Source organism: Dactylosporangium sp. CS-033363, from assembly GCF_050942475.1.
In the GTDB taxonomy this organism is placed as follows: Bacteria; Actinomycetota; Actinomycetes; order Mycobacteriales; family Micromonosporaceae; genus Dactylosporangium.
In genome coordinates, this window is sequence record NZ_CP192032.1 from 5,223,186 (window position 1) to 5,249,357 (window position 26,172).

Below are 26,172 nucleotides of genomic sequence, written 5' to 3' on the forward strand. Positions count from 1 at the left end.
GTGATGTCAGCGATTCTTCAGATCCGGAACGACAGCCGGGTCGTCCCGATGACGATCTCGTCGCCCGGCGCCAGAATCACCGTGTCGACCCGCCGCCCGTTGACCATCGACCCGTTCGCGGAACCGAGGTCGGTGAGCACCGCGCGATGCCCGTCATAGTCGACCCGGGCGTGCTGCCGCGAGGCCCCCACATCGGCGAGGCGCAACGAGGCCTGCTCCCCGCGGCCGATGATCACGGCGCCCTGCGTGAGCGGGTAGTTCTGCCCGTCCTCGGTCACCAGGCGTACGCCGCTGCCCTCACCGGGTGCAACCTGCCCGCCCGTGTACACCTGAGCCGACACCCGGAACAGTCCGGTGTCCAGGTCGTCACCGCGCGTGATTTCGACCACGATGTCGCCGTAGACGGCCCAGCCCTGTTCGCCGACGTACTCCGCCTGCGACTGCGCCAGCTCCTGCGCCAGCGCCGCCGCGAACGGGGCGAGGCGGGAGTGGTCGGCCGGCGCGAGCGCGATCAGGTACCGGTTGGGCACCAGAATCCGCCCGCCCGTCATCTGCGTCTGGTTGGCGTTCGCCTCGCCCTGCATCGCGTTGAGGATCTCGACGGGGTGCACGACGCCCTTGAAGACCTTGGCGAAGGTGCCCTCCACCATGCCTTCCAGCCGCTTCTCGAACCGCTGCAGCGCGCCCAACTCGTCCCCCTCCAACTGATCCGGCACAGACTGTGTATCACGACGGTTGTACCCCCGCAGTCGTGACCGCGACGCCCCGCCGCAACCGTCCGTGACCAGCGCCACTACAGATCGACACCGCCGTGCTGCGAACCGTCCGCTCCCAACCTCGCGGACGGAACGCCGGCGGCCCGCTCGTAGCGTTCGACGTGGGTGCGCCAGACCTTGGCGAGGTCGAATCCGAACGGGCGCAGGGTCATCTAGGCCACGGACGTCCTCGGCGTTTCGGCGGTGTGCTGCGCCAGGCGACCCGGCTGGGTCGCCACGACCTGCCGCATCACCGGCCCGGTCAGCACGGCCCCGATCACGAACAGCGCCGCCACGATCGCCCAGCCCGCACCGTCACCGTGCATGGCCAGAAACGTCAGCGACGCCGGCCCCAACATCCCCTGCAGCCCGAACGACATGCGGGCCGCCCCGACGTACTCGCCCCGCGCCGCCGGCGGCGGCAGCTCGGTGGTCACGCCCCAGTACCCGGCCGACTGCCACAGCTCACCCACCGTTACCAGCGCGGCGCCGACCAGCAGCAGCGCGACGGTGACCCAACCCGTAGTCGCGCCAGACACGGAGAGTGGCAGGCATGCCACCGCGACCACCAGCCCGCTACGGCGCAGCAGCCGCGTGATCCCCGCCGGAGTGTCGGCGCCGCGGCTGGCCGGCACCTGCAGAGCCACGCACATCACGGTGTTGACCGCGAAGAGTACAGCCAGCACTACGTTCGGTGCATCAGTCCGCGCCGCCAGCCAGAGCGGAATCACATCGGTCGTCAGTGACGAGTACCCACTGAGGAGGCTACACAGCGCAACCAACGCGAGGAACGGCCGATCGCGCCACACGGCACCCCGGTGCACCGGGGATTCCGCCCGCGCAACCCGCACCGACTCCGGCGGCTCGGGCATCCGCGCGATCAGCAGCGCATTGACGAGCAACCCGAAGACGCAACCCAAAACCATGCTCCGGTACGCCCAGTGCGTCCCCACCGCCAGCGGGATCGCCGCCAACCCGCCACCGGCGAAGAAGCCGATGTTCGTCGCCGAGCGCACGAACGCCAGGCTCCGAATCCGGTCCTCACGCGGCAGAACCTCGGCCTGGTAGACGCTGCGACCGGAGCCGGCCACCGCCTCCGCGAGTGCGACCAGTGGCACCAGGGCGAGGAACGCGACGAACCCATGGATCAACGGGTACAGCGCCAGGACGCCGGCCTCCGCCAGCACCCCGACCACCCAGGCGCGCCGCCCCCCGATCCGATCCGCGATCCGGCCCAGCGGCACGGCGAGCACCAGAGCCAGTGCTCCGGCAACGGACAGCCCGATACCGACCTGGACCGGCGTGAGCCCGGTGACGTTGAGGAAGAAGACGGCACTGCCCGTAGCGAACACGCCGGTGCCCGCGGCCCACACGAGTGACTGTACGCACAGTGACCGGGCCACTCCCCGAGGTGGCAGGAGATTCATGGATGACAGTTCACCGGCTGATGCGCCGGCGACGCGAAAGTTTTAGACTCCGCCAAAACGTCGCATGTGGACAGACCGACGCCGGACTCGCGGGAGCAACGACCCGCAAAGTTCGAAGACAGGTCCGCGGATGGTCACGGTCCCGAGAGGTCAGAAACAGGCGCGCGGATCGGCGACGGTCCCGTCAGGTCGCAGGCACGGTCGCAGGGTGACGACGGTCCCCGTGAGGTCAGAGACAGGTGCGCGGATCGGCGACGGTCCCGCGAGGTCGGAGGCGTTGTCGCGGGGCTGGCGACGGTCCCGTGAGGTCGGAGGCAGGGTCGCAGGGTGGCGACGGTCCCGTGAGGTCGGAGGCGTTGTCGCGGGGCCGGCGACGGTCCCGCGAGCTCGGAGACAGGGTCGCGGGATGGCCGCGGTCCCACGAGGTCGGCAACGGGCTGTGCGCGAAGGGCGGGAAGGAGCGCGATGTCGGAGGTGCGGTTCGAGGTCGCCGACGTGGCGGAGATTCGCTTCTGCGTCTCGCCGCTGTGGGAGACCGTGGCCAGTCTGTGGGCGCTCGCGCTGCCGGGCCGGCATGCGCTGCACCTGCCGTGGATCAAGGGAGCGCAGCCCCTCGCGCGGCGGAAGGAGTTGGCTGGGCATGTGCGGTTGCTGACGGCGTTTGCCCGGCCGCAGTCCTGGCTTCCCGACTTTCTGACGCCGCCGCCCGGGTCGCCGTTGGTGGCAATCGGTGACGAGCTCGCCACTGTGCGGGCCACGCCGGGGGAGGAGGTACGGCGGGACGTGCTCGTCACCGCTGCGTCACGGCCGCTTGACCCATTGGCGCAGCGGGTGGCCGACGAGCCCGACGTCATGCTGCCGCGGCTCGTCGAGGCGGTGCAGGCCTGGCACGACGCGGCGATCGCGCCGCACTGGGCGCGGATGCGGGCGTTGCTGGAGGCGGACATCGCGTACCGGGCGCGGCAGCTGGCCGGCGGCGGCGCCCGGCTGCTGTTCGACACGCTTCACCCGGCGGCGCGGTGGGAGGGGGACCGCCTCGTGATCGCCGATCGATGGGCGCAGTCACTGTCCGTAAGCGGGCGTGGCTTTCCGCTCATGCCGTCGGTGTTCGCGGACAAGGCGCCGCTGGTCTCGTGCTCCAACGACTCCGCGCCCGGGGCCGTCTATCCCGCGCGAGCCGTCGGGACGCTGTGGGAGGGGCGGCGGACGGGAACCGCCGGGCGCAATCCGCTCGGGGCCGTGCTCGGGCCGGCGCGGGCGCAGCTGCTCGAGCTGCTGCGGGCGCCGGGGACGACCTCCGATCTCGCGCACCGCACCGGGCTGTCGCTCGGCGCGGTCAGCCAGCAGCTCGGCCTGCTGCATGACGCCCGGCTGGTCGATCGCAACCGCCAAGGCCGCGCCGTGTACTACCTGTGCACCGACCTCGGACTCGCGCTCCTCGACGGCGACTCCTGACCAAGCGCACAGAAGGCGGCCACCCGCCGCAACTCCGAGCGCACGCGAACAGCAAGCCGCGGGTGCACAACCAACGAGCCGCGCAGATGCGCAACGAGCGAGCCGCGCGGGTGCGCAACGAGCGAGCCGCGCGGGTGCGCAACGAGCGAGCCGCGCGGGTGCGCAACGAGCGAGCCGCGCGGGTGCGCAACGAGCGAGCCGCGCGGGTGCGCAACGAGCGAGCCGTCGGTGCACAACCGGCAAGCCGCGGTGCACGACGACGGCGAGACGCGGGATGCGGCGAGTCGCGGGCGTCGCTGTGTGTTGCGTGGATCACGCCCGGGATGTGAGCACGGTGGGTGAAGCTGCGGCGCCGAGGCGAGGCGCGGAAATCGGACCCGCGGGAGGGTGCGGAAATCGGACACACGGTGACAGGGCGACCGCAAGCGGCAAGGAAAGGGCGGATCTGCCAGAAATTCTGAGAAGAGCCTGAATCTGCAACCATCCGCTGTCCTGCATCCGTCTTCAGGTACGAAACGCGGACGCACACTTCGGGGGGATATTGTGGCCCGCCGAGGGTCTGTTGGTGCCGGGGAGTGGTATGGCGAAGAAGCGTGGGAAGAAAGACCCGTTGTGGGCGCGGTTGTCCCTGATCGGAGGGGCCTTCCTGCTGCTGCTCAGCGGGGGCTCGCTCGTCGGTGGCAACCTGTTGCTGAACCACTACAGCGACCAGATCACCCACGAGGGCGGCCTCGGCGACGCGGCGGCCTCGGGCGCGACCATCGACGGGCCGATCAACCTGCTCCTCGTCGGTATTGACGAGCGTGCCCAGAAGGAGGAGATGGGGGCGCGGGCCGACTCGATCATTGTCGCGCACGTGCCGGCGTCGCACGACGCCGTGTACCTCATGTCGATTCCCCGGGACACGAAGGCCGCGATCCCGCCGAGCAAGAAGACGAAGTACAACGGCGGGACTGACAAGATCAATGCTGCGTTCCAGTTCGGGTACCAGAACGGGGGCGGGCGCGACGGCGGGCTCGCGCTGCTGGCGGAGACCGTGAGTGGTCTGGCGGGCGGCGGGCTCAAGTTCAACGGCGCCGCGATCGTGAACTTCGACGGGTTCGCCGGGCTGGTGAAGGCCCTGGACGGCGTGTACATGTGCGTCGACGAGAAGACCACGTCGATCCACACGGGGTGGAACACGAAGACGGGGGCGGAGGGCGTGCCGTACAACTTCAACGCGGACGGCATCCCGACCAGCCTCAAGCCGGGCATGCGCCCGATGGTCTACGAGGTCGGGTGCCGCGACTTCGCCGCGTGGGAGGCGCTGGACTACGTGCGTCAGCGCGACAAGCTCGCCAACAACGACGGTGACTACGGCCGGCAGCGCCACCAGCAGCAGTTCATCAAGGCCATGGCCAAGAAGGCGATGAGCGCGGGCGTGCTGGCCAACCCGATCAAGGTCAACGAGATGCTCAACTCGGTGGGCAAGGCGGTGTCGTTCTACAACAACGACGTGTCGCTCGCCGACTGGATCTTCACGCTCAAGGGCGTCAACCCCGACGGCATGATGACCCTGCGCACGAACAACGGGCAGTTCAAGACCGAGATCATCAACGGGCAGTCGTTCGAGGTGCTCGACCAGACGGCGGTCGACCTGCTCAAGGCGTACAGCACGGACACGGTCGGGCCGTTCGTCGCCGCCCATCCGGAGATGGTGGCCAACGACGCCGCCACGCCGGCGACGTCGCCCTCGACCAAGTAGCAGGACCTCCCAAGCGCAACCGCAGCGTGCCGCGGCCCACAAGGGTCGCGGCACGTTTGCGTCCGGGACCCTAAATCATGTATTACCTATCTCATTAGCAGAGAATAATTCTGTCGGAGTGTTGACGGAAAAATTCGCCGATGCCTACCGTGTCAACGTGTCCATTCAGGGAGTCCACGCGCTGGTCAGGCGCACGCACGAGGCGCGCGTCCTGCGCGTCCTGCGTGAGCACGGCGCCCTGAGCCGCGGCCAGATCGCGACCAAGGTCGGGCTGTCCCGGACCACGCTGTCGGAGATCACCGGTGACCTGCTGTCCCGCGGCGCGGTGGTGGTCGTCGATACCGACGCCGCCAAGCGGGCCGGCAGCGGCCGCCCGGCGGAGCTGCTGACCCTCGATCCCAGCTCCGGGCAGTTCCTCGGCGTCGACCTCGGGCACACCCGGGTCCGCATCGCCGTGGCCGACGCCGCGCACGACATCATCGCGTCCGGGCACGCCGCCTATCCGGCCGAGACCGGCTGGGAGGAGCGGGTGGCGGCCGCGTTCGCGCTGATCGACCGGGTCGGCGCGCGTACCGGCGTGAGTTTCCGGGCCCTGCAGGGCGTCGGCGTCGGGGTGGCCGGTCCGCGGGCCGCCGCGCCGGAGCTCGCGCAGCCGTTCGGGGAGCGGTTCGCGGCGCCGGTCGTCGTGGACAACAACACGCGCTTCGCCGGGCTGGCCGAGGCGATGACCGACGGGCCGGACGTGCACGACGTGCTCTACATAAGACTCTCGGACGGCATCGGCGGCGGTCTCGTCGTCGGCGGGCGGCTCGTCGCCGGGGCGAGCGGCCTGGCCGGCGAGTTCGGGCACGTCACCGCCCAGCCCGGCGGGGAGCCGTGCCGCTGCGGCAAGCGCGGCTGCCTCGAAACGGTGGCTTCCATCCCGGCGGTACTCCGCAGCTGCACCACCCGCGGCCTCCCCACCGCCACGATCGACGAATTCGAGTCCGCTCTAAGTCGCGGCGAGCCGGTCGCGGTGCAGGTCATCGACGAGGTCGCGGCCGCCGTCGGGCGGGTCGTGGCCAGCGCCGCCGTCGTGCTCGATCCCGCCCAGATCGTGATCGGCGGGGGGCTGCCCCGCAGTGCGCCCGCGTTCGTGCGCCGGGTCGAGGAGATCCTCGCCGGCGAGCTCTGTCCCGTCGGCGGCGCCCGGCCCGCCATCCGAGCCGCCCGCCTGGGCGACGACGACGGGGCGCTGGGCGCCATCGCCGCCCTGTTCCGCCAATCGCCGTTACTGGACGGCTACCCCGAACCCGCCCGCTGAACGGCCGCGGCGCAGGCCAGGGGAGCCGCGGCAACAAGACGGAAAACCGCGGCAAGAGCCTGGAGCGCCGCGGCAACGAGACGGAAACCGCGGCAACAACCGCTGAGCGCCGCGGCAACGAGACGGAAAGTCGCGGCAACAAGCCCCAAGTGCCGCGGCAAGGAGATGGAAGCCGCGGCAAGTGCCTGGACCGCCGCGGCAACGAGACGGAAACCGCGGCAACAACCGCCGAGCGCCGCGGCAACGAGACGGAAAGTCGCGGCAACGAACCCGGGAAACGCGGCAACGACAGGGAAAGCTTCGGCAACAACACCGGCAAGCCGCGGAAAGCCCAAGGAAAGCCAGAAGGAAAGCCAAAAGGAAAGCCAAGGAAAGCGCGCACCAGCCAAGGAAAGCCAAGAAAGCCAAGGAAAGCCGCGGCAACGTCGCGGAAACCGACACCCCCCCGCAAGGAGTCAGATGAGCGCAGTACAAGCGCTGCCGCGCACCAGAAGGCGCGGCCGCCTGCTCGCGCTGAACATAGCGTCCGCACTGGCCGGCCTCGGCGTGTGGTGGTTGTGGTCCGCGACGGCCGAGAACGTCCCCACCCCCGTCGAGGTGGCCAAGCGGATGGGGGAGCTGTTCGCCGACGGCACCCTCGAGGCCGACATCCTCGCCAGCCTCCAGCGCGTCCTCATCGGCTTCGCGCTCGGCTGCGCCGTGGCGATCCCGGTCGGCTTCCTCATGGGCTGGTACGCCACCGCGCGGGCGGTGTTCGAGCCGTGGGTGCAGTTCTTCCGCACCGTACCGCCGCTGGCGTTGATCCCGCTCGTCGTGGTGCTGCTCGGCATCGGCGAGGAACCGAAGATCTTCGTCATCTACGTGGCCGCGTTCCTGTCCTGCGTCATCGCCACGTTCCAGGGCGTCGTCGACGTGGACAAGACGCTCATCAACGCGGCCCGGGTGCTCGGCGCGCCGACCCGGACGATCTTCGCGCGGGTCGTGGTGCCGGCGTCGATGCCGTACATCCTCGTGGGCATGCGGGTCGGCCTCGGCTCGGCCTGGGGCACCCTCGTCGCCGCCGAGCTGGTCGCCGCGCAGGAGGGCCTCGGCTACCGGATGCAGAACGCCCAGATCTACGTCGACCGGCCCACGATCTTCGCCGCCCTGATCTGCATCGGCGTGCTCGGCCTCCTCATGGACCGCGTGCTCCTGCTGGTCGAACGCCGCGCAACGTCCTGGCAGGAGCGCCGATGAGCAGCGTCAGCCCGAAAAACCAGGAGCGCCGATGAGCAGCGTCAGCCTGAAAAACCAGGAGCGCCGATGAGCAGCGCCATCTCGATCCGCGAAGTCGGAAAGGTGTTTCCGCTCAAGGAAACCACGTTCACCGCATTAGGAAACGTCGATCTGGAGGTTGCCGAGAGCGAGTTCGTAGCCATCGTCGGCCCGTCCGGCTGCGGCAAGAGCACTCTGCTCAACATCGTCGCCGGCCTGGAGCACCCCACCACCGGCGAAGCGAAAGTCGGCGGAAAACCGGTGCAGGGCCCGGGACCGGACCGGGGCGTGATCTTCCAGCAGTTCGCCCTGTTCCCCTGGCTCACCGTCCGCAAGAACGTCGAGTTCGGCCTGCGCACCGCCGGCGTCCCGAAGCAGGAACGCCGGAAGAAGGCCGAGCACTTCATCGAGCTCGTAGGCCTCAGCCAATTCGCCGACGCGCTGCCCAAGACGCTGTCCGGCGGCATGAAGCAGCGCTGCGCGATCGCCCGCGCGTACGCCGTGGACCCGCAGATCCTGCTCATGGACGAACCGTTCGGCGCCCTCGACTCGCTCACCCGCGTCCGCCTGCAGGAGCAGCTCCTGCAGACCTGGAGCCGCGACAAGCGCACCGTCATGTTCGTCACCCACGACGTCGACGAGGCCGTCTTCCTCGCCAACCGCGTCGTGGTCATGGCGGCCAACCCCGGCCGCATCGTCGAGATCGTCGACGTCGCCCTGCCGTACCCGCGCACCGAGGACGTCCGGCTCGGCCCGGAGTTCGCCGCCCTGCGCAACCGCGTCTGGAGCGCGGTCCACCACCAGGAAGGAACCCCCTCATGACGTCCCGTCGCGCATTCATAGGCCTCCTCGCCGGCACCGCCGTCGCCACGCTCGCCGGCTGTGGGGACGACAAGAACGAGACCGGCGGCAGCACAGCCAAAATCACGTTCGGCTACATCGGCGACTACAACGGCAGCAGCCTCCCCGCGATCGCCAACAAGCTCAAGCTCTGGGAGAAGCACGGCCTCGAGGCCACGCTGAAGGTGTTCACCACCGGCCCGGTGCAGATCCAGGCGATGCAGACCGGCGACCTCGACTTCGGCTACATCGGCCCCGGCGCGTTCTGGCTCCCCGCCTCCGGCCAGGCGAAGATCATCGCGATCAACACCCTCGGCGGCGCCGACCGGGTCATCGCCCAGCCCGGCATCACCTCGATCGAGCAGCTGCGGGGCAAGAAGGTCGGCGTGCCCGAGGGCACGTCCGGGGACATGATCCTGACCCTCGCCCTGCAGGCGGCCGGCATGACGAACAAGGACATCCAGCGCACCCCGATGGACGCGGCCACCCTCGCCTCGGCGTTCTCGGCCAAGCAGATCGACGGCGCCGGCTTCTGGTACCCGGCGATCGCCACCATCAAGAAGTCCGTCCCGAACCTCGTCGAGCTGGCCGACGACGACACGTTCAAGGACAAGGTGCAGTTCCCGAACGCCTACATCGCCGGGAACAAGGCGGTCAGCGACAGGGCCGACGTGGTCAAGAAGGTCACCCAGGTGCTGCGGGAGGCAACCGATTACCGCGCCGCCCACCAGGACGAGGTCATCGCCGCGGTTGCCGAGCTGACCAAGCAGCCGGTCGACGCGGTGAAGGCCGACGCCCAGCTCAGCAAGGCGATGACGACCCAGGAGCTCGACCAGCAGACCACCGACGGCTCCGTCGGCAAGTGGCTGGATGCGATGGGCGACTTCTTCGTCAGCGCCGGAAAACTGAAGGAAAAGGTGGACTCGAAGGCGTACTACCTGGGCGACCAGTGGACGGCCGCGAAGTGAGTCCCCGCAACATCCTGTTCCTGATGACCGACCAGCACCGGGTGGACACGCTCGGCGCCTACGGCAACCCGCTCGCGCGGACCCCGGTGCTGGACGAGCTCGCCCGCACCGGGACCCGTTTCGACCGCTGGTACACCCCGACCGCCATCTGCACCCCGGCCCGCGCGAGCCTGCTCACCGGGCAGGCCCCGTTCCGGCACAAGCTGCTGGCGAACCAGGAGCGCAACGTCGGGTACTCCGAGGACCTCCCCGACGGCACGTGGACGTTCCCGCGGGCGTTGCGCGACCGGGGGTACAACTGCGGGCTCGTCGGAAAGTGGCATGCGGGCACGGCGAAGACCCCCGCCGACTACGGCCTGGACGGCGTGCACCTGCCCGGCTGGCACAACCCGGTGGACCACCCCGACTACCTGGCCTATCTCGCGGAGCGGGGCCTGCCGCCCTACGAGATCAGCGACCGCATCCGCGGCACCCTGCCCAACGGCCAGCCCGGGAACCTGCTCGCGGCGCGGCTGCACCAGCCGGTCGAGGCGACGTTCGAGCACTACCTCGCCACCAGAACGATCGAGATGCTGCATCGGTACCGCGACGAAGGCGCCCCCTTCTTCCTCGCCCTGCACTTCTTCGGCCCCCACCTGCCCTACATCGTGCCGGACGCCTACTTCGACCTGGTGGATCCGTCCACCGTGGAGCTTCCGCGCTCGATCGCCGAGACGTTCCAGGGCAAGCCGCCGGTGCAGCGCAACTACAGTGCACATTGGACGTTCGACACCATGCCGATCGAGGTGACGCGCAAGCTCATCGCGGTCTACTGGGGATATGTCACGCTCATCGACGAGCAGCTCGGCCGGGTCCTCGGCGCGCTGCAGGAACTGGGGCTGACCGACGACACCTCGGTCTTCTTCACCTGCGACCACGGCGAGTTCACCGGCGCGCACCGGCTGCACGACAAGGGCCCGGCGATGTACGAGGACATCTACCGCACGCCGGGCCTGATCCGGGTGCCGGGCGCGCCGGCGGGGCAGGTCCGCGACGAGTTCGTGTCGCTGACCGACTGCACCGCGACCATCATGCAGCTGGCCGGGATTGCGGCCGACGAGCCGGTCGACTCCCGCTCGCTGCTGCCGCTGGTGCAAGGGGAGTCCCCGGACTGGCAGCCGGACGTCGTGGCGGAGTTCCACGGCCACCACTTCCCGTACCCGCAGCGGATGTTGCGCACCGAGCGGTACAAGCTGGTGGTGAATCCGGACTCGACCAACGAGCTCTACGACTTCACGATCGACCCCGACGAGCTGCTGAACCTCTACAGCCTGCCCGAGATGGCGGGGGTCAAGAGCGCGCTGCTGCGCCGGCTGTACACGCTGCTGCGCGACCGGGGGGACAACTTCCACCACTGGATGGCCTCGATGTACGACGTCGGCGAGCTCGACCACGACCCGACGCTGAGCGGCCTGGACGAGTCGACGTATGCCGGCAATGCGTGAACCGTCACCGGATATCGTGATGATCCTGACCGACGACCACGCCGCGCACGCGATCGGCGCGTACGGCTCGGTCGTCAACACCACCCCGCGCATCGACGAGATCGCCCGGCTCGGCTGGCGGTTCGAGCACTGCTTCGCCACCAACGCCCTGTGCTCGCCGAGCCGGGCGTCGATCCTGACGGGGACGTACAGTCACGTCAACGGCGTCACGACGCTGGTCACGCCGATCGACGCGAGCCAGCCGACGTTCGTGTCGCTGCTGCGGGCGGCGGGCTACCGCACGGCCATGGTGGGCAAGTGGCACATGGGCGACGGGCCCGGGCACGACCCCCAGGACTTCGACTACTGGGACGTGTTCATCGAGCAGGGGGAGTACCACAATCCGCGGTTGCTCTCCGAGGACGGCCTGCGCACCGTCGAGGGCTATGCCACGGACATCGTCACGGACCTGGCCCTGGACTGGATGTCCACGGTGGACGACGGCCCCATTTGCGTGCTGATCTACCACAAGGCCCCGCACCGTCCCTGGGAGCCGCCCGGGGCCGTCGATACCAGTAGAAAGGCCGTTCCGGGTACGTTCTTCGACGACTACGCCACCCGCTCGTCGTCGGCGCGGCGGGCGGCGATGCGCATCGCCGAGCACCTGAGCCGCGAGGACCTCAAGGCCGACCCGCCGCCCGGACTGTCCTATGAGGACGAGGCGCTGTGGAAGTACCAGCGGTTCATGGAGGACTACCTCGCCTGCGTCGCCTCGGTGGACGACAACGTCGGCCGGGTCGTCGACTGGCTGCGCGAGCGCGGGCGGTTCGAGGACACGCTGCTCATGTACGCCTCCGACCAGGGGTTCTTCCTGGGGGAGCACGGCTGGTTCGACAAGCGGTTCATGTACGAGGAGTCGCTGCGGATGCCGCTCGTGCTGTCCTACCCGCGCAGGCTGGCCGCCGGCCGGGTGTTCGGCGACATCGTGACCAATGTGGACTGGGCGCAGACCATCCTCGACGCGGCGGGCGTCGGCCACCACCCGCGGATGCAGGGCCGCAGCTTCTGGCCGGACCTGCTCGGCACGCAACAGGAGCCGCCGTCCACCGGCGTCTACTACCGTTACTGGGAGCACGACGACGTCTTCCACAAGGCGCCGGCGCACTACGGCTACCGCACCGCCACGCACAAGCTCATCTACTTCTACAACGACGGCCTCGGGCTCCCCGGTACGGGACCGTTCACCTATCCGCCGGAGTGGGAGTTGTACGACCTGGTCGCCGACCCCGCCGAGACGCGCAACGTGTACCACGACCCCGCGTATCACCCCGTGCGCGAGGAACTGCAGGCGGCGATGTGGCGCGAGCAGGCCCGCCTCGGCGACACCCCGCACCCGTCCCAGCCCAGGCCGGCGGGCACATGAGCGAGCCCTGCCGCCAGCCGCCGGAGCCGGCCCGCGAGTCGCGGGCGGGCGAGTCCTGCTGTCAGCCGGCCGGACCGGCCCGGGAGTCGCGGGCGGGCGAGTCCTGCTGCCAGCCGGCCGAGCCGGCCCGGGAGTCGCGGGCGACGATCGGCCCGAACAACGGGACGCACCTGATCGAGCAGGTCACGGTACCGGCGCAGACTTTTGCCATGGGCGACGCGCACGGCGACGGCGCACGGCCCGACGGCGAGACGCCGGTGCACGAGGTCCGCCTCGACGCGTTCAGCATCGACGCCACGGCCGTGACCGTGGCCGACTTCACGCGTTTCGTGGCGGCGACCGGCTACCGGACCGAGGCCGAGACGTTCGGGTACTCCGCCGTCTTCCACCTCTTCCTCGCCGCCGACGACGCCGACGTGCTCGGCCGCCCGCCCCAGACCCCGTGGTGGCTCGGCGTCCGCGGCGCCGACTGGGCCCACCCGTTCGGCCCGCGGTCCACCGTGGACGGTGCCGAGGACCACCCCGTCGTCCACGTCTCCTGGAACGACGCCCGCGCCTACTGCGCGTGGACCGGCCGCCGCCTGCCCACCGAGGCCGAGTGGGAGTGCGCCGCCCGCGGGGGACTGCCCGGCCGCCGCTACCCGTGGGGCGACGACCTCGACGCGGGCCGGTGCAACATCTGGCAGGGCACGTTCCCGGCGGTGAACACCAGGGAGGACGGGTACGCCGCCACCGCCCCGGTGCGCACCTACGCCCCGAACGCCTACGGCCTGTGGCAGCCGGTCGGCAACGTGTGGGAGTGGTGCGCCGACTGGTTCGACCCCGGCTGGTACGCGCGGTCCCCAGTGGACAATCCGACCGGCCCCGGCAGCGGACCGGGCCGGGTGCTCCGCGGCGGGTCCTACCTGTGCCACGACTCCTACTGCAACCGGTACCGCAACAGCGCCCGCTCCTCGAACACCCCCGACTCCTCGATGGGCAACGCCGGCTTCCGCACGGTGGCATGATGCCCGGATGGACCGCTTCCTCGCCCACCTGCCCATCGGCGCCGAGCCCGTCCCGTTCGACGGCAGCGGCATCCCCGGCTGGGAGATCTTCCCCTTCGAAGGCGACCTGAGGATCAAGACCCTGGAGCCTCCGGTACTGCCCGAGCCCCCACGAGACGGCGAGGAGGGCCCGGACACCTGCCGCACCTGTGCCGACCCGGAACGCGGCGCGATCTGGTCCGACGAGCGCTGGGTCCTGCGCCACGCCGGCGGCCCGACCGCCGTCCCGGCCGTCCTGCTGCTCTGGCCGCGCGCCCACCACGACTTCGCCGACCTCCCGCCCGACCTGGCCGCCGAACTGGTCCCGCTGCAGCAGCGCGTCGAGAAGGCCATCCACGCCCTCGGCGGCATCGCCCGCGTCCACATCACGAAGGTCGGCGACGGCGCCAGCCACATGCACTGGTGGTTCGTGGCCCGCCCGGAGGGCCTGATGCAGCTGCGCGGCTCCTGCCTGGTGCTGTGGGACGACATCCTGCCCCGCCAGCCCGAGGACACCTGGCGCGCCGTCCTGCACGCGGTCGCGGAGACCATGGCCGCCGGCGGCGGAACGGCGCATGCCTGAGCTCGAGCTGATCGCCGCCCCGTGGTGCATCGGCCTGCGCCCGGGGCGCGGTGGCGTCGAACCCGGCACGTGGCGGGCCCCGTCGGTACTGCTGGAGGCCGGCCTGGCCGCGCGGCTCGGGGCGGCCGTGGTGACGGAGCTGCCCCGGCCGCCCTACGACCCCGAGCCGCAGCCGGGCACCCGCATCCGCAACGGCCTCACGATCCGTGAACACGCGCTGCTCCTCGCGGCCGCCGTCGAGGCGGCGCTGGGGGCGGCCCGGGTGCCGCTGGTGCTCGGCGGCGACTGCTCGGTGCTGCTGGGCGGGCTGGCCGGGGCGCGCCGGCGCGGTACGACCGGATTGGTGCACATCGACGGGCACACCGACTTCAAGCACCCCGGGAACGCCGATTTCACCGAGCTCGGCAACGCGGTCGGCATGGACCTGGCCCTGGCCACCGGCCGCGGCGAGCTGCTGCTCACCGACTGGCCCGGCCCGCTGGTCGCCGACCGCGACGCGGTGCAGCTCGGCGACCGCACCGGCCGCCCGATCGAGCCGCTCGTCGTCGGCATCGCCGAGCTGCTCGCCGGCGGGATGGCGGCCGCCGCCGAGCGGGCCGCGCGCCACCTCGAACCGCCGCCGATCTGGGTCCACGTCGACCTCGACGTCCTCGACGGGGCCGTGCTGCCCGCCGTCGACACCCCCGGCTCGCCCGGCCTCACGTTCGCCCAGCTGACCGAGCTGCTCGGCGCCCTGTGGCGGACCGGCCGGGTGGCCGGGCTCGACGTCGCCGTCTACGACCCCGACCTCGACCCGGAACTGGCCCACGCGCCGTCCATCGTCGGCTGCCTCGCGGAGGCCCTGGTGTGACATTTCGCGGGGTGGGAGCGGTACCAGCTCGTTGCTGCCCGGCAAAGGCCCGAAGGTCGCATCCACCGAACGGGCAGACCCGTGACCGGCACCACGCCAGGCCTGGCGGGCTGGCATATCGTGGCAGCGCTAACATCATCATCGGGGGTGACATGAGGGCAACCAGCCACAATCGGGCCGCCGTGATGAATGATGTCGCGCGGCTCGCGGGCGTCTCGCATCAGACGGTGTCGCGCGTCCTCAACGACCACCCCAGTGTCAGCCCGGCCACCCGGGAACGGGTCCTCGAGGCCGTCCGGCAGCTCAACTACCGCCCCAACGCGATGGCCCGCGGCCTGGCCGGGCGGCGGTCGCGGGTGGTCGGCGTGGTCTCCTTCGACACGATCCTCTACGGGCCGGCCTCCACACTGCTGGGCATCGAGCACGCCGCCCGCGCGGCCGGCTACGGGGTCAGCATCGTGACCCTCGAGCGGGTCGACCACACCGGGATGGTGTCGGCGCTCAGCGCGCTCGCCGACCAGTCGGTCGCCGGGGTCGTGGTGATCGCGCCGCAGACCGCGGCCGCCGCGGCGCTGCACAACATGCCGCTCGGGATGGCCGCGGTCGCCGTCGAGTCCGACGTGGGCGGGGAGATCCCGGCGATCTCCGTGGACCAGGTGACCGGGGCCCGGATGGCGGTGCGGCACCTGCTGGAGCTCGGGCACCGCAAGGTCTGGCACCTGTCGGGCCCGCGGGACTGGCTGGAGACGCACGGGCGCATCGAGGGCTGGCGCACGACGCTGGAGGAGGCGGGGCTGGCCGCGCCGCCGCTCATGACGGGCGACTGGAGTGCGCGCTCGGGGTACAACGCGGGCCTGGAACTCGCCGGGCGGGACGACGTGACGGCGGTGTTCGCCGGCAACGACCAGATGGCGCTGGGCATGATGCGGGCCTTCCACGAGCGCGGGATCCGGGTCCCGGACGACATCAGCATCGTGGGCTTCGACGACATCCCCGAGGCCGAGTTCCTGTCGCCGCCGCTGACCACGATCCGGCAGGACTTCGACGAGGTCGGCCGGCGGTGCATCGCCGCGCTGTTGCGCGTGATCGAGGCCGACCTGCGCGAGGGCCCGGACCGCCCGTCCCCGGACCCGCGCGTGGCCCCGACCCTGATCGTCCGGGCCAGCACCGCCCCGCCCAGCGCCTGAACGACCGGGGCGCCGCGTTCGCGAACGGCGCGCACGTCCGGGCCGGCACCGCCCCGCCGAGCTCCTGAACGACCGGGGCGCCGCGTTCGCGAACGGCGCGCACGTCCGGGCCGGCACCGCCCCGCCGAGCTCCTGAACGACCGGGGCGCCGCGTTCGCGAACGGCGCGCACGTCCGGGCCGGCACCGCCCCGCCCAGCTCCTGAACGACCGGGGCGCCGCGTTCGCGAACGGCGCGCACGTCCGGGCCGGCACCGCCCCGCCCAGCTCCTGAAAAAGCTAAGGCGCCGCGTTCGCGGAGGCGCGCACGACCAGGTGCGGTGAAAGGTGCACGGGGCCGTGGTCCGGCGCCGGCTCCCCGGTCAGCCCGGCCACGAGCAGCTCCACGCTGCGCCGCCCGAGCTCCGCGAAGTCCTGGTGGATCGTGGTGAGCGGCGGCAGGAAGAACCCCGACTCGGGGGTGTCGTCGAAGCCGACCACGCTGACCCGCGCGGGGACCGGTCGCCCGGCCTCGTGGAACGCGCGCAGCACGCCGAGCGCGATGTGGTCGTTGCCGCAGAACACCGCCGTGACCCGGGTGTCGGCCGCCAGGTGCTGGCCGCGCAGGTACCCCGACCGCGCGCTCCAGTCGCCCGGCTCGATCGGCGGCACCGGCGCGCCGGCCGCGTGCAGGGTCTGCCGCCAGCCGTCGATGCGGTCGCGGGCCTCCGGCCAGTCCGCCGGGCCGGGGACGTGGTGCACCGTCCCGTGGCCGAGTTCGAGCAGGTGGCGGGTGGCCAGGCAGGCGCCGCGGACGTTGTCGACGCGCAGCATCGGCACGTACCCGTCGTCGGCGCCGCCCACCCCGACGGCCGGGGTCCCGGCCGGGACCTGGGTCAGCGCGTCGGCGACGGAGTTCTTCGGGGCGATGGCGATGATGCCCTCCACGGCCTGCGCGCACAGCTGCTCGACGGCGTCGAGGACCGCGTGGCGCTCCAGGGAGCGCACGGTGGCGATGCTGACGTAGTACCCGGCCTCGCGGGCCGCCTTCTCGATGCCGTAGATCATGGAGGCCGGGCCGGCCAGGGTGGTCTCGAAGCCGATCAGCCCGATGGTCCGGGAGCGGGACGTGACCAGGGTGCGGGCGGCGAGGTTGCGGCGGTAGTTGAGCACCCGCACCGCGTCCAGCACCCGCTCCCGCGTGGACGCGCTCACGTTCGGCAGGTCGTTGAGGACCCGCGACACGGTCTGGTGCGAGACGCCGGCCAGCCGGGCCACGTCGCGCATGCCGACCTTGCGCAGCCGTGGGTCGACGGCGTCCAGGTCAGGGCCGGTGCCAGCATGCGCGACGGGACCCGGCCGTCCGCGGTCCGGCCCGATGACTGCTGCAGCCACGGAGTGTCTCCTTCCGGCAACATCTCGGCCGCCGCTACTTGACGCCCGGGATGAGAACGCTAACACTCCTGAAATACAACCGCGACGGCCAATGCATTGGGGCCGCACGCGGGATCAGGTCACCGCCTCACACCCCAGGCGTGTGGCCATCGGCTTGTAGATGTGAACGTTAACGCTATCTCCGAAGGGACAGACGCAGTGCTGAAGAGATGGTCCGCTGCCGTGCTCGGCGGCGTGCTCCTGCTCGGCGCGCTCGGCGCGTGCGGTGGGGAGAAGGAGGGCGACTCCGCTCCCGGGGCCGCCAAGGACGACGGCAAGATCACCATGGGCTTCGCGCAGGTCGGCGCCGAGAGCGGATGGCGCACCGCGAACACGAAGTCGATCCAGGACGCCGCCGCGGCCGCCGGCATCGACCTGAAGTTCTCCGACGCGCAGCAGAAGCAGGAGAACCAGATCAAGGCCATCCGCAACTACATCGCGCAGAAGGTGGACGTCATCGCCTTCTCGCCGGTCGTGGAGTCGGGCTGGGACACCGTGCTCAAGGAGGCCAAGGACGCGAAGATCCCGGTCATCCTGACCGACCGCGCGGTGGACTCCAAGGACACCACGCTGTACAAGACGTTCCTCGGCTCCGACTTCGTGGTCGAGGGCAAGAAGGCCGGCGACTGGCTGGTCAAGGAGTACGCGGGCAAGACCGACCCGGTGAACATCGTCGAGCTGCAGGGCACCACCGGCTCCGCCCCGGCCAACGACCGCAAGTCGGGCTTCGCCGACGCGATCAAGGCCAGCCCGAACCTGAAGATCATCGCGTCGCAGACCGGTGACTTCACCCGGGCCAAGGGCAAGGAGGTCATGGAGGCCTTCCTGAAGGCCAACCCGAAGATCGACGTGCTCTACGCGCACAACGACGACATGGGCCTGGGTGCGATCGAGGCGATCGAGGCGGCCGGCAAGAAGCCGGGCGTCGACATCAAGATCATCACGGTCGACGCGGTCAAGGACGGCATGACCGCGCTGTCGGTCGGCAAGATCAACTACATCGTCGAGTGCAGCCCGCTGCTCGGCCCTCAGCTCATGGACCTGGCCAAGAAGGTCGTCAAGGGCGAGACGGTCGAGCCCCGCATCCTCACCGTGGAGACCACCTTCACGCAGGAGCAGGCCAAGGCCGCGCTGCCGGACCGCAAGTACTGATCGGGCAGGCCTGAAGAGAGCCGACTGAACCATGCTGACCATGACCGGCATCACCAAGCAGTTCCCGGGTGTCATGGCCCTGCAGGACGTGGACTTCCGCCTGTCGCCAGGCGAGGTCCACGCCCTCATGGGCGAGAACGGCGCCGGGAAGTCCACCCTGATCAAGGTGCTCACGGGCGTCTACAGCAACGACGCGGGCGAGATCGTCCTCGACGGCACCCCGGTGAGCTTCACCGGGCCGCTGCAGGCCACCCAGGCCGGCATCAGCACGGTCTACCAGGAGGTCAACCTCTGCGCGAACCTCTCGGTCGCCGAGAACATCTTCATCGGCCGGGAACCGCGCTCCTTCGGGCACATCCGCTGGGGCACCATGCGCAAGCGGGCCACCGAGCTGCTGCACCGCCTCGAGCTCGACCTCGACGTCTCGGCGCCGCTGGCCGAGTACTCGATCGCGGTGCAGCAGATGGTGGCCATCGCCCGCGCCATCGACGTGGAGGCCAAGGTCCTCGTCCTGGACGAGCCGACCTCCAGCCTCGACGCCGGCGAGGTGACCCAGCTGTTCCGGGTCATGCGCCAGCTCAAGGGCGAGGGCATGGCCATCCTGTTCGTCTCGCACTTCCTGGACCAGGTCTACGAGATCTGCGACCGGATGACGATCCTGCGCAACGGCCGGCTGGTCGGCGAGCACGCCGTGGCCGACCTGCCGCAGCTCGAGCTGATCAGCCTCATGATCGGCAAGGAGCTGGCGATCCTCGAGCGCCTCGACGACCAGCCCAAGCGCCGGCTGGACAACGCGGAGCCGGTGGTCGCCGCCGAGGACCTGGGCCGCAGCGGGGCCATCGCGCCGTTCAGCCTGACCATCCACAAGGGAGAGGTCGTCGGGCTGGCGGGACTGCTGGGCTCAGGGCGTACCGAGGCGGCGCGGTTGTTCTTCGGCGCGGACCGCGCGGACAGCGGGACCATCGCGGTCGACGGGAAGCCGATCGCGATGCACGGCCCGCGCTCGGCGATGCAGCACGACATCGCCTTCTGCTCGGAGAACCGGCGCACCGAGGGACTCGTCGAGGAGCTGTCGGTGCGCGAGAACATCGTGCTCGCGCTGCAGGCGGCCCGCGGCTGGTCCCGGCCGCTGGCCCGGCAACGGCAGGACGAGCTCGTCGAGAAGTACGTCAAGGCCCTCGACATCCGCCCGGCCAACCCCGACCTGCCCGTGCGGAACCTCTCCGGCGGCAACCAGCAGAAGGTGCTGCTGGCCCGCTGGCTCATCACCGAACCGCGGCTGCTCATCCTCGACGAGCCCACCCGCGGCATCGACGTCGGTGCCAAGGCCGAGATCCAGCGGCTGGTCACCGAGCTCTCCGACGGGGGCATGGCGGTGCTGTTCATCTCGGCCGAGCTCGAGGAGGTGCTGCGGCTCAGCCACAAGATCGCGGTGCTGCGGGACCGCCGCATCGTCGCCGAGCTGCCCAACACCGACGACGTCGACACCGACCGGCTCCTGGCCGCCATCGCCAAGGGAGGTGACCCGGCATGAAGCGCTTCGTCTGGCCGCTCGCCGTCCTGGTGATCCTGCTCGTCACGAACGTCTTCCGGTCGCACGGCTTCTTCAGCATCGAGCTGCGCGACGGCCACCTGTACGGCAGCCTCATCGACATCCTGCGCGCCTCCGCGCCGCTGGCCCTGGTCGCGCTGGGCATGACGCTCGTCATCGCCACCGGCGGCATCGACCTCTCGGTCGGCGCGGTGGTGGCGATCGCGGGCGCCATCGCCTGCCTGCGCATCAGCGACCTGGGCGACCAGGCCAGCGTCGGCGGCGTCCTCGGCGCCGTCGGGCTGGCCATCGTGCTGGCGCTGGTGCTGGGGGCGTGGAACGGGTTCCTGGTCGCGACCGTCGGCATCCAGCCCATCATCGCGACCCTGATCCTCATGGTGGCCGGGCGCGGGCTGGCCCAGCTCATCACCGACGGGCAGATCATCACGGTGAACAGCGGGCCGTACAAGATGATCGGGGCCGGCTACTGGCTCTCGCTCCCGCTGTGCGTGCTCATCGCGGCCGCCGTCATCGTCCTGGCCGCCCTGTTCGTGCGCCGCTCGGCGCTGGGCATGCTGCTGGAGGCGGTCGGCGGCAACGCGGAGGCGTCGCGGCTCGCGGGCATCAAGTCGCGCTGGCTGATCCTCGGCGTCTACGTGTTCGCCGCGGTCTGTGCCGCCGTCGCCGGGCTGATGATCAGCTCGAACGTGTCCAGCGCCGACGGCAACAACGCCGGCCTGCTCATCGAGCTCGACGCGATCCTGGCCGTGGTCATCGGCGGCACGTCGCTGTCGGGCGGCCGGTTCTCCATCGCCGGCACCGTGCTTGGGGCCGTCATCATCAAAACGCTGGACATCACCATCTACACGGTCGGCGTACCGCCCGAGGTGACCCTGCTGTTCAAGGCGATCGTCGTCATCGTGCTGTGCCTGGCCCAGTCGGCGAAGTTCCGGGCCATGTTCGCGCGGCGCCGGCCGGTGCCGGCCGCGGCCCGGACCGACGAGAAGGTGCAGGTGCGCGCGTGACCACAGTGGACACTCCGCCGCAGGCGCGGGCCCGGTCGTGGCAGCAGGTGGCCGTCAACTGGCTGCGCAAGCCGGTGATGGCGACCGGAATCCTGCTCGTCATCATGTACAGCGTCGGCGTCGTGCGCTACGAGGGCTTCGACGACACGCAGATCGTGCTGAACGTCTTCATCGACAACGCGTTCCTGCTCGTCGTCGCGGTCGGCATGACCTTCGTGATCCTCACCGGCGGCATCGACCTGTCGGTGGGCGCGGTGGTCGCCCTGACCACGATGATCGCGGCGACGATGCTGGAAAAGGGCTTCAATCCCGGCCTGGTCATCCTGGTGGTGCTGGCCGTCGGCGGGATCATCGGCCTGGGCATGGGCGCGATCATCCACTTCTTCGACATCCAGCCGTTCATCGCCACCCTGGCCGGGATGTTCCTGGCCCGCGGCACCTGCTACGTCATCAGCACCGACTCGATCCCCATCACCAACGAGTGGTGGAACGGCGTCGCCTCGGACAAGCTGCGCTTCGGCGGCTTCCACATCGGCTGGAGCGTCGTCATCAGCGCGGTGGTCGTGGCGGCGGCGGCGTACGTGCTCGCGTACACCCGCTTCGGGCGCAACGTCTACGCCCTCGGCGGCAACCAGCAGTCGGCGCTGCTCATGGGCCTGCCGGTGGGGCGCACGAAGATCGGTGTCTACACCATCAGCGGCCTGTGCTCCGCCCTCGGCGGGGTGCTGCTGACCTTCTACACGCCGTCGGGCTACGGCCTCAACGCGCTGGGCATGGAGCTCGACGCGATCGCGGCCGTCGTCATCGGCGGCACGGTGCTCACCGGCGGCTCCGGCTTCGTGCTCGGCACCGTCCTCGGCGTCGGCGTGCTCGGCCTCATCCAGACCATCATCACGTTCCAGGGCACCCTCAGCTCCTGGTGGACCAAGATCGTCATCGGCGCGCTGCTGTTCGTCTTCATCGTGCTGCAGCGGACGGTGACCAGGAAACAGACCGCGCGGAGAACCAGATGACGCAATACGTAGTCGGCGTCGACTTCGGCACCCTGTCCGGCCGCGCCCTCGTGGTCCGGGCGGACGACGGGGCCGAGGTCGCCACGGCCGTCCACGAGTACCGGCACGGCGCCGTCGAGCGCACGCTGCCGGCGACCGGGGACCCCCTCCCTCCACATTGGGCACTGCAGATCCCGTCCGACTGGATCGACGTGCTGCGCACCGCGGTCCCGCAGGCGGTGGCGCAGGCCGGCATCGACCCCGGCGACGTCGTGGGCATCGCCACCGACTTCACCGCGTGCACCTTCCTGCCCGTCCTGGCCGACGGCACGCCGCTCTGCGAGCTGTCGCCGGCCGAGAAGCACGCCTACCCGAAGCTGTGGAAACACCACGCGGCGCAGGGCCAGGCCGACCGCATCAACGGGCTCGCGGCTGCAAGACAAGAGCCCTGGCTGCAACGGTACGGCGGGAAGCTCTCCTCGGAATGGCAGCTCGCCAAGGCCCTGCAGGTGCTGGAGGAGGCGCCCGACGTCTACGCCCGCGCCGAGCGGTTCATCGAGGCGGCCGACTGGATCGTCTGGCAGCTGGCCGGCGTGGAGACGCGGATGGCCGGGCTGGCCGGCTACAAGGGCGTCCACCAGGACGGCGGCTACCCGTCGAAGGCGTTCCTCGAGGCGTTGGACCCCGGCTTCGGCGACTGGGTGTCCAAGGTGGACGGTCCGCTCGCCCCGCTCGGCGGGCGGGCCGGTTCGCTCACCGAGCAGGCGGCGGCCTGGACCGGGCTGCCGGCCGGGATCGCCGTCGCGGTCGGCAACGTCGACGCGCACGTCACCGCGCCGGCCGCCAAGGCGGTCGAGCCGGGGCAGCTGGTGGCCATCATGGGCACCTCGACCTGCCACGTGATGAGCGGCGCCGAGCTCGCCGACGTGCCCGGCATGTGCGGCGTCGTGCAGGACGGCATCATCCCCGGCCTGTGGGGCTACGAGGCCGGGCAGTCCGGCGTCGGCGACATCTTCGCGTGGTACGTCGAGACCCTCCTCGGCGGCGCCGTGACCCACGAGCAGCTGACCGAGCTCGCCGCCGCCCAGCGCCCCGGCGCGCACGGGCTCGTGGCCCTCGACTGGCACAACGGCAACCGCTCGGTGCTCGTCGACCACGGCCTGTCCGGGGTCATCGTCGGGCAGACGCTGCACACCCGGCCCGAGGACGTCTACCGGGCGCTCGTGGAGGCCACGGCGTTCGGCACGCGCACCATCATCGCCGCGCTGGAGGCGTCGGGGGTGCCGGTGACGGAGTTCATCGCCGCCGGCGGGCTGCTCAAGAACCGTTTCCTGATGCAGGTGTACGCCGACGTGCTCCGCCGCCCCATCTCGGTCATCGGCTCGGAGCAGGGCCCGGCGCTCGGGTCCGCGATGCACGCCGCCGTCGCCGCGGGCGTCTACCCCGACATCCGGGCCGCGGCGGCCGCGATGGGCCGGGTCGAGCGGGACGTGTACGTGCCCGACGGGGCCGCGGCCGACGTCTACGACCGGCTGTACGCCGAGTACTCGGCCCTGCACGACTACTTCGGAAGGGGCGCGAACGACGTGCTGCACCGGCTGCGGACGCTGCGCGAAGAGGTCGCCCGGTGATCAGGCGCCTGCGCGAGGAGGTCTGCGCCCTGCACGGGGAGCTCATCCGCTGGGGCCTGGTGACGTGGACGGCGGGGAACGTCTCGGCCCGGGTGCCGGGCGAGGACCTGCTCGTCATCAAGCCCTCGGGGGTGGGCTACCACGAGCTCACGCCGGAGACCATGGTGGTGTGCGACCTCGAGGGCAAGCTCGTGGAGGGCGAGCACGCGCCGTCCAGCGACACCGAGGCGCACGCCTACGTGTACCGCCACATGCCCGAGGTCGGCGGCGTCGTGCACACCCACAGCCCGTACGCCACCGCCTGGGCCGCGCGCGGCGAGCCGATCCCATGCTCGATCACGGCCATGGCCGACGAGTTCGGCGGGGACATCCCGGTCGGCCCGTTCGCGCTGATCGGCTCCGACGCGATCGGCCGCGGGATCGTCGAGACGCTGGCCGGGCACCGCTCGCCCGCGGTCCTCATGCGCCAGCACGGGCCGTTCACCATCGGCAAGTCCGCCAAGGCCGCCGTCAAGGCGGCCGTCATGTGCGAGGACGTGGCCCGCACCATGCACCTCGCCCGCCAGCTCGGCCCCGTGGAGCGGCTGCCCGGCGGGGCCGTCGACTCCCTGTTCGACCGGTATCAGAACGTATACGGGCAGCAGCCCGCCAGTAAGAAGGGCGCACGATGACGTCGCACGAGATTTGGTTCCTCACCGGTAGCCAGGGGCTCTACGGACCGGAGACCCTGGAGCAGGTGGCGTCGCAGTCGCGCCAGATCGCGGCGGCCCTCGACGAGTCGCCGGCCGTCGTACCCCGGGTGGTGTGGAAGCCGGTGCTCACCTCGGCCGGCGACATCCTCAAGGTGTGCCTGGAGGCCAACGCGGACCCGGGCGTGGTCGGCGTCGTGGCCTGGATGCACACGTTCTCCCCGGCCAAGATGTGGATCGCCGGCCTCGACGCGCTGCGCACTCCGCTGCTGCACCTGCACACGCAGGCCAACGTGGCGCTGCCGTGGGCGGACATCGACATGGACTTCATGAACCTGAACCAGGCCGCGCACGGCGACCGGGAGTTCGGCTACATCCAGTCCCGCCTCGGCGTGGCCCGCAAGACGGTGGCCGGGCACGTCACCGACCCCCGCGTGGCCCAGCGGATCGGGGCCTGGGCCCGGGCCGCCGCCGGCTACAGCGAGATGCGCTCGCTGAAGCTGGTCCGCTTCGGCGACAACATGCGCGACGTGGCCGTGACCGAGGGCGACAAGGTCGAGGCCCAGCTGCGCTTCGGCGTCTCGGTCAACACGTACGGCGTGAACGACCTCGTCACGGCGGTCGACGCGGCCCTGGACGCGGACGTCGACCGGCTGGTCAAGGAGTACGCCGACACCTACCGGGTCGCGGCCGCGCTGCTGGGCGAGCGCGCGGACTCCCTGCGCTACGCGGCCCGCATCGAGCTCGGCCTGCGCTCCTTCCTGGAGGCGGGCGGCTACAAGGCGTTCACCACGAACTTCGAGGACCTCGGCGGGCTGCGGCAGCTGCCGGGCCTGGCCGTGCAGCGGCTGATGGCCGACGGCTACGGCTTCGGCGGCGAGGGCGACTGGAAGACCTCGGTCCTCGTGCGCACGCTCAAGGCCATGGCCCCGGGCGGCGGGACGTCGTTCATGGAGGACTACACCTACGACCTGACCCCCGGCAACGAGGTCATCCTGGGCGCGCACATGCTCGAGGTGTGCCCGTCGATCGCGGCCGACACCCCGTCCTGCGAGATCCACCCGCTGGGCATCGGCGGCCGCGAGGACCCGGTCCGGCTCGTGTTCGACGCCGCGCCCGGCCGCGCCGTGGTGCTCGGCCTGGCCGACCTGGGGGAGCGGTTCCGCCTCGTCGCCAACGAGATCGATGTCGTACCGCCCTCCGCCCCGCTGCCCAGGCTCCCCGTCGCCCGCGCGGTGTGGAAGCCGGCCCCCGACCTCGCCACGTCCGCGGAGTCGTGGCTGACCGCGGGCGGGCCGCACCACACGGTGCTGTCCTCGGCGGTCGGCGTGGAGGAGCTGCACGACCTGGCCGAGATGGTCGGCACCGAGCTGCTCGTCATCGACGCCGACACCACCACGCGCGAGTTCGCCAAGGAGGTCCGCTGGAACGCGGCCTACTACCGGCTGGCCCGCGGGTTCTGAT

At 70.9% G+C, this 26,172-nt stretch carries 23 protein-coding genes; 19 read left to right on the forward strand and 4 right to left on the reverse strand.

What is annotated here, in order from left to right; translation table 11 throughout:
• Positions 1-17: 17 nt before the first annotated feature.
• The 3 genes from ACQPZ4_RS24250 to ACQPZ4_RS24260 form a co-directional block, all read right to left on the reverse strand.
• Positions 18-650: an FhaA domain-containing protein gene (locus ACQPZ4_RS24250; RefSeq protein WP_433066620.1), complete on the reverse strand. Its 633-nt coding sequence runs from the start codon at positions 648-650 to the stop codon at positions 18-20.
• Positions 651-793: 143 nt separating this feature from the next.
• Complete coding sequence (locus ACQPZ4_RS24255; protein WP_433065420.1) at positions 794-928, reverse strand: hypothetical protein; 135 nt, start codon at positions 926-928, stop codon at positions 794-796.
• On the reverse strand, positions 929-2,128 hold the full coding sequence (locus ACQPZ4_RS24260; protein ID WP_433065422.1) for an MFS transporter: 1,200 nt from the start codon (positions 2,126-2,128) through the stop codon (positions 929-931).
• A gap of 519 nt (positions 2,129-2,647) precedes the next feature.
• Here ACQPZ4_RS24260 and ACQPZ4_RS24265 point away from each other — a divergent pair.
• From ACQPZ4_RS24265 to ACQPZ4_RS24320, 12 genes are all read left to right on the forward strand, one after another.
• Entirely contained in the window at positions 2,648-3,637 is a 990-nt protein-coding gene (locus ACQPZ4_RS24265; RefSeq protein ID WP_433065425.1) for an ArsR family transcriptional regulator, read from the forward strand.
• Between the two features lie 580 nt (positions 3,638-4,217).
• Positions 4,218-5,381: an LCP family protein gene (locus ACQPZ4_RS24270; protein ID WP_433065427.1), complete on the forward strand. Its 1,164-nt coding sequence runs from the start codon at positions 4,218-4,220 to the stop codon at positions 5,379-5,381.
• 157 nt (positions 5,382-5,538) lie between these two features.
• Positions 5,539-6,684: an ROK family transcriptional regulator gene (locus ACQPZ4_RS24275; RefSeq protein WP_433065430.1), complete on the forward strand. Its 1,146-nt coding sequence runs from the start codon at positions 5,539-5,541 to the stop codon at positions 6,682-6,684.
• Positions 6,685-7,143: 459 nt separating this feature from the next.
• On the forward strand, positions 7,144-7,920 hold the full coding sequence (locus ACQPZ4_RS24280; protein WP_433065433.1) for an ABC transporter permease: 777 nt from the start codon (positions 7,144-7,146) through the stop codon (positions 7,918-7,920).
• Positions 7,921-7,986: 66 nt separating this feature from the next.
• Positions 7,987-8,760 (forward strand): ABC transporter ATP-binding protein, encoded by a 774-nt coding sequence (locus tag ACQPZ4_RS24285; RefSeq protein WP_433065436.1) that lies wholly within the window; start codon positions 7,987-7,989, stop codon positions 8,758-8,760.
• Positions 8,757-9,746 (forward strand): aliphatic sulfonate ABC transporter substrate-binding protein, encoded by a 990-nt coding sequence (locus ACQPZ4_RS24290; RefSeq protein ID WP_433065439.1) that lies wholly within the window; start codon positions 8,757-8,759, stop codon positions 9,744-9,746. The genes ACQPZ4_RS24285 and ACQPZ4_RS24290 overlap by 4 nt, the downstream gene beginning before the upstream one ends.
• Entirely contained in the window at positions 9,743-11,230 is a 1,488-nt protein-coding gene (locus ACQPZ4_RS24295; protein WP_433065441.1) for a sulfatase-like hydrolase/transferase, read from the forward strand. The genes ACQPZ4_RS24290 and ACQPZ4_RS24295 overlap by 4 nt, the downstream gene beginning before the upstream one ends.
• 19 nt (positions 11,231-11,249) lie before the next feature.
• The gene (locus ACQPZ4_RS24300; protein ID WP_433065444.1) at positions 11,250-12,632 is read left to right on the forward strand and encodes a sulfatase family protein; all 1,383 of its coding nucleotides are present in this window, start codon (positions 11,250-11,252) and stop codon (positions 12,630-12,632) included.
• Positions 12,629-13,639: a formylglycine-generating enzyme family protein gene (locus tag ACQPZ4_RS24305; RefSeq protein ID WP_433065446.1), complete on the forward strand. Its 1,011-nt coding sequence runs from the start codon at positions 12,629-12,631 to the stop codon at positions 13,637-13,639. The genes ACQPZ4_RS24300 and ACQPZ4_RS24305 overlap by 4 nt, the downstream gene beginning before the upstream one ends.
• Positions 13,640-13,646: 7 nt before the next feature.
• Positions 13,647-14,240, forward strand: a complete 594-nt coding sequence (locus ACQPZ4_RS24310) for an HIT family protein (RefSeq protein WP_433065449.1) — start codon at positions 13,647-13,649, stop codon at positions 14,238-14,240.
• Positions 14,233-15,090, forward strand: a complete 858-nt coding sequence (locus ACQPZ4_RS24315) for an arginase family protein (RefSeq protein WP_433065452.1) — start codon at positions 14,233-14,235, stop codon at positions 15,088-15,090. The genes ACQPZ4_RS24310 and ACQPZ4_RS24315 overlap by 8 nt, the downstream gene beginning before the upstream one ends.
• Positions 15,091-15,275: 185 nt before the next feature.
• Entirely contained in the window at positions 15,276-16,277 is a 1,002-nt protein-coding gene (locus ACQPZ4_RS24320) for a LacI family DNA-binding transcriptional regulator (RefSeq protein ID WP_433066623.1), read from the forward strand.
• Between the two features lie 277 nt (positions 16,278-16,554).
• Here ACQPZ4_RS24320 and ACQPZ4_RS24325 read toward each other — a convergent pair whose 3' ends face one another.
• Complete coding sequence (locus ACQPZ4_RS24325; protein WP_433066626.1) at positions 16,555-17,541, reverse strand: LacI family DNA-binding transcriptional regulator; 987 nt, start codon at positions 17,539-17,541, stop codon at positions 16,555-16,557.
• Between the two features lie 306 nt (positions 17,542-17,847).
• Between ACQPZ4_RS24325 and ACQPZ4_RS24330 the strand changes: the two genes are divergently transcribed.
• From ACQPZ4_RS24330 to araA, 7 genes are read left to right on the forward strand one after another with little or no spacing between them, the layout of a single operon-like run.
• Positions 17,848-18,840, forward strand: a complete 993-nt coding sequence (locus ACQPZ4_RS24330) for an ABC transporter substrate-binding protein (protein ID WP_433065454.1) — start codon at positions 17,848-17,850, stop codon at positions 18,838-18,840.
• A 31-nt stretch (positions 18,841-18,871) separates the two neighbouring features.
• Positions 18,872-20,374, forward strand: coding sequence for a sugar ABC transporter ATP-binding protein (locus ACQPZ4_RS24335; protein ID WP_433065456.1), 1,503 nt, complete (start codon positions 18,872-18,874; stop codon positions 20,372-20,374).
• Positions 20,371-21,396, forward strand: a complete 1,026-nt coding sequence (locus ACQPZ4_RS24340; protein WP_433065459.1) for an ABC transporter permease — start codon at positions 20,371-20,373, stop codon at positions 21,394-21,396. Before ACQPZ4_RS24335 ends, ACQPZ4_RS24340 begins: the two co-directional genes overlap by 4 nt.
• On the forward strand, positions 21,393-22,409 hold the full coding sequence (gene yjfF, locus ACQPZ4_RS24345) for a galactofuranose ABC transporter, permease protein YjfF (protein WP_433065461.1): 1,017 nt from the start codon (positions 21,393-21,395) through the stop codon (positions 22,407-22,409). Before ACQPZ4_RS24340 ends, yjfF begins: the two co-directional genes overlap by 4 nt.
• On the forward strand, positions 22,406-24,019 hold the full coding sequence (locus tag ACQPZ4_RS24350) for a ribulokinase (RefSeq protein WP_433065464.1): 1,614 nt from the start codon (positions 22,406-22,408) through the stop codon (positions 24,017-24,019). Before yjfF ends, ACQPZ4_RS24350 begins: the two co-directional genes overlap by 4 nt.
• Positions 24,016-24,690 carry an L-ribulose-5-phosphate 4-epimerase gene (locus tag ACQPZ4_RS24355; RefSeq protein WP_433065467.1) on the forward strand — a complete coding sequence of 225 codons (675 nt, stop codon included), beginning with the start codon at positions 24,016-24,018 and terminating at the stop codon, positions 24,688-24,690. Before ACQPZ4_RS24350 ends, ACQPZ4_RS24355 begins: the two co-directional genes overlap by 4 nt.
• A complete protein-coding gene (gene araA, locus ACQPZ4_RS24360) occupies positions 24,687-26,171 on the forward strand; it encodes an L-arabinose isomerase (RefSeq protein ID WP_433065469.1) in 1,485 nt (494 codons plus the stop codon). Before ACQPZ4_RS24355 ends, araA begins: the two co-directional genes overlap by 4 nt.
• Position 26,172 lies beyond the last annotated feature (1 nt).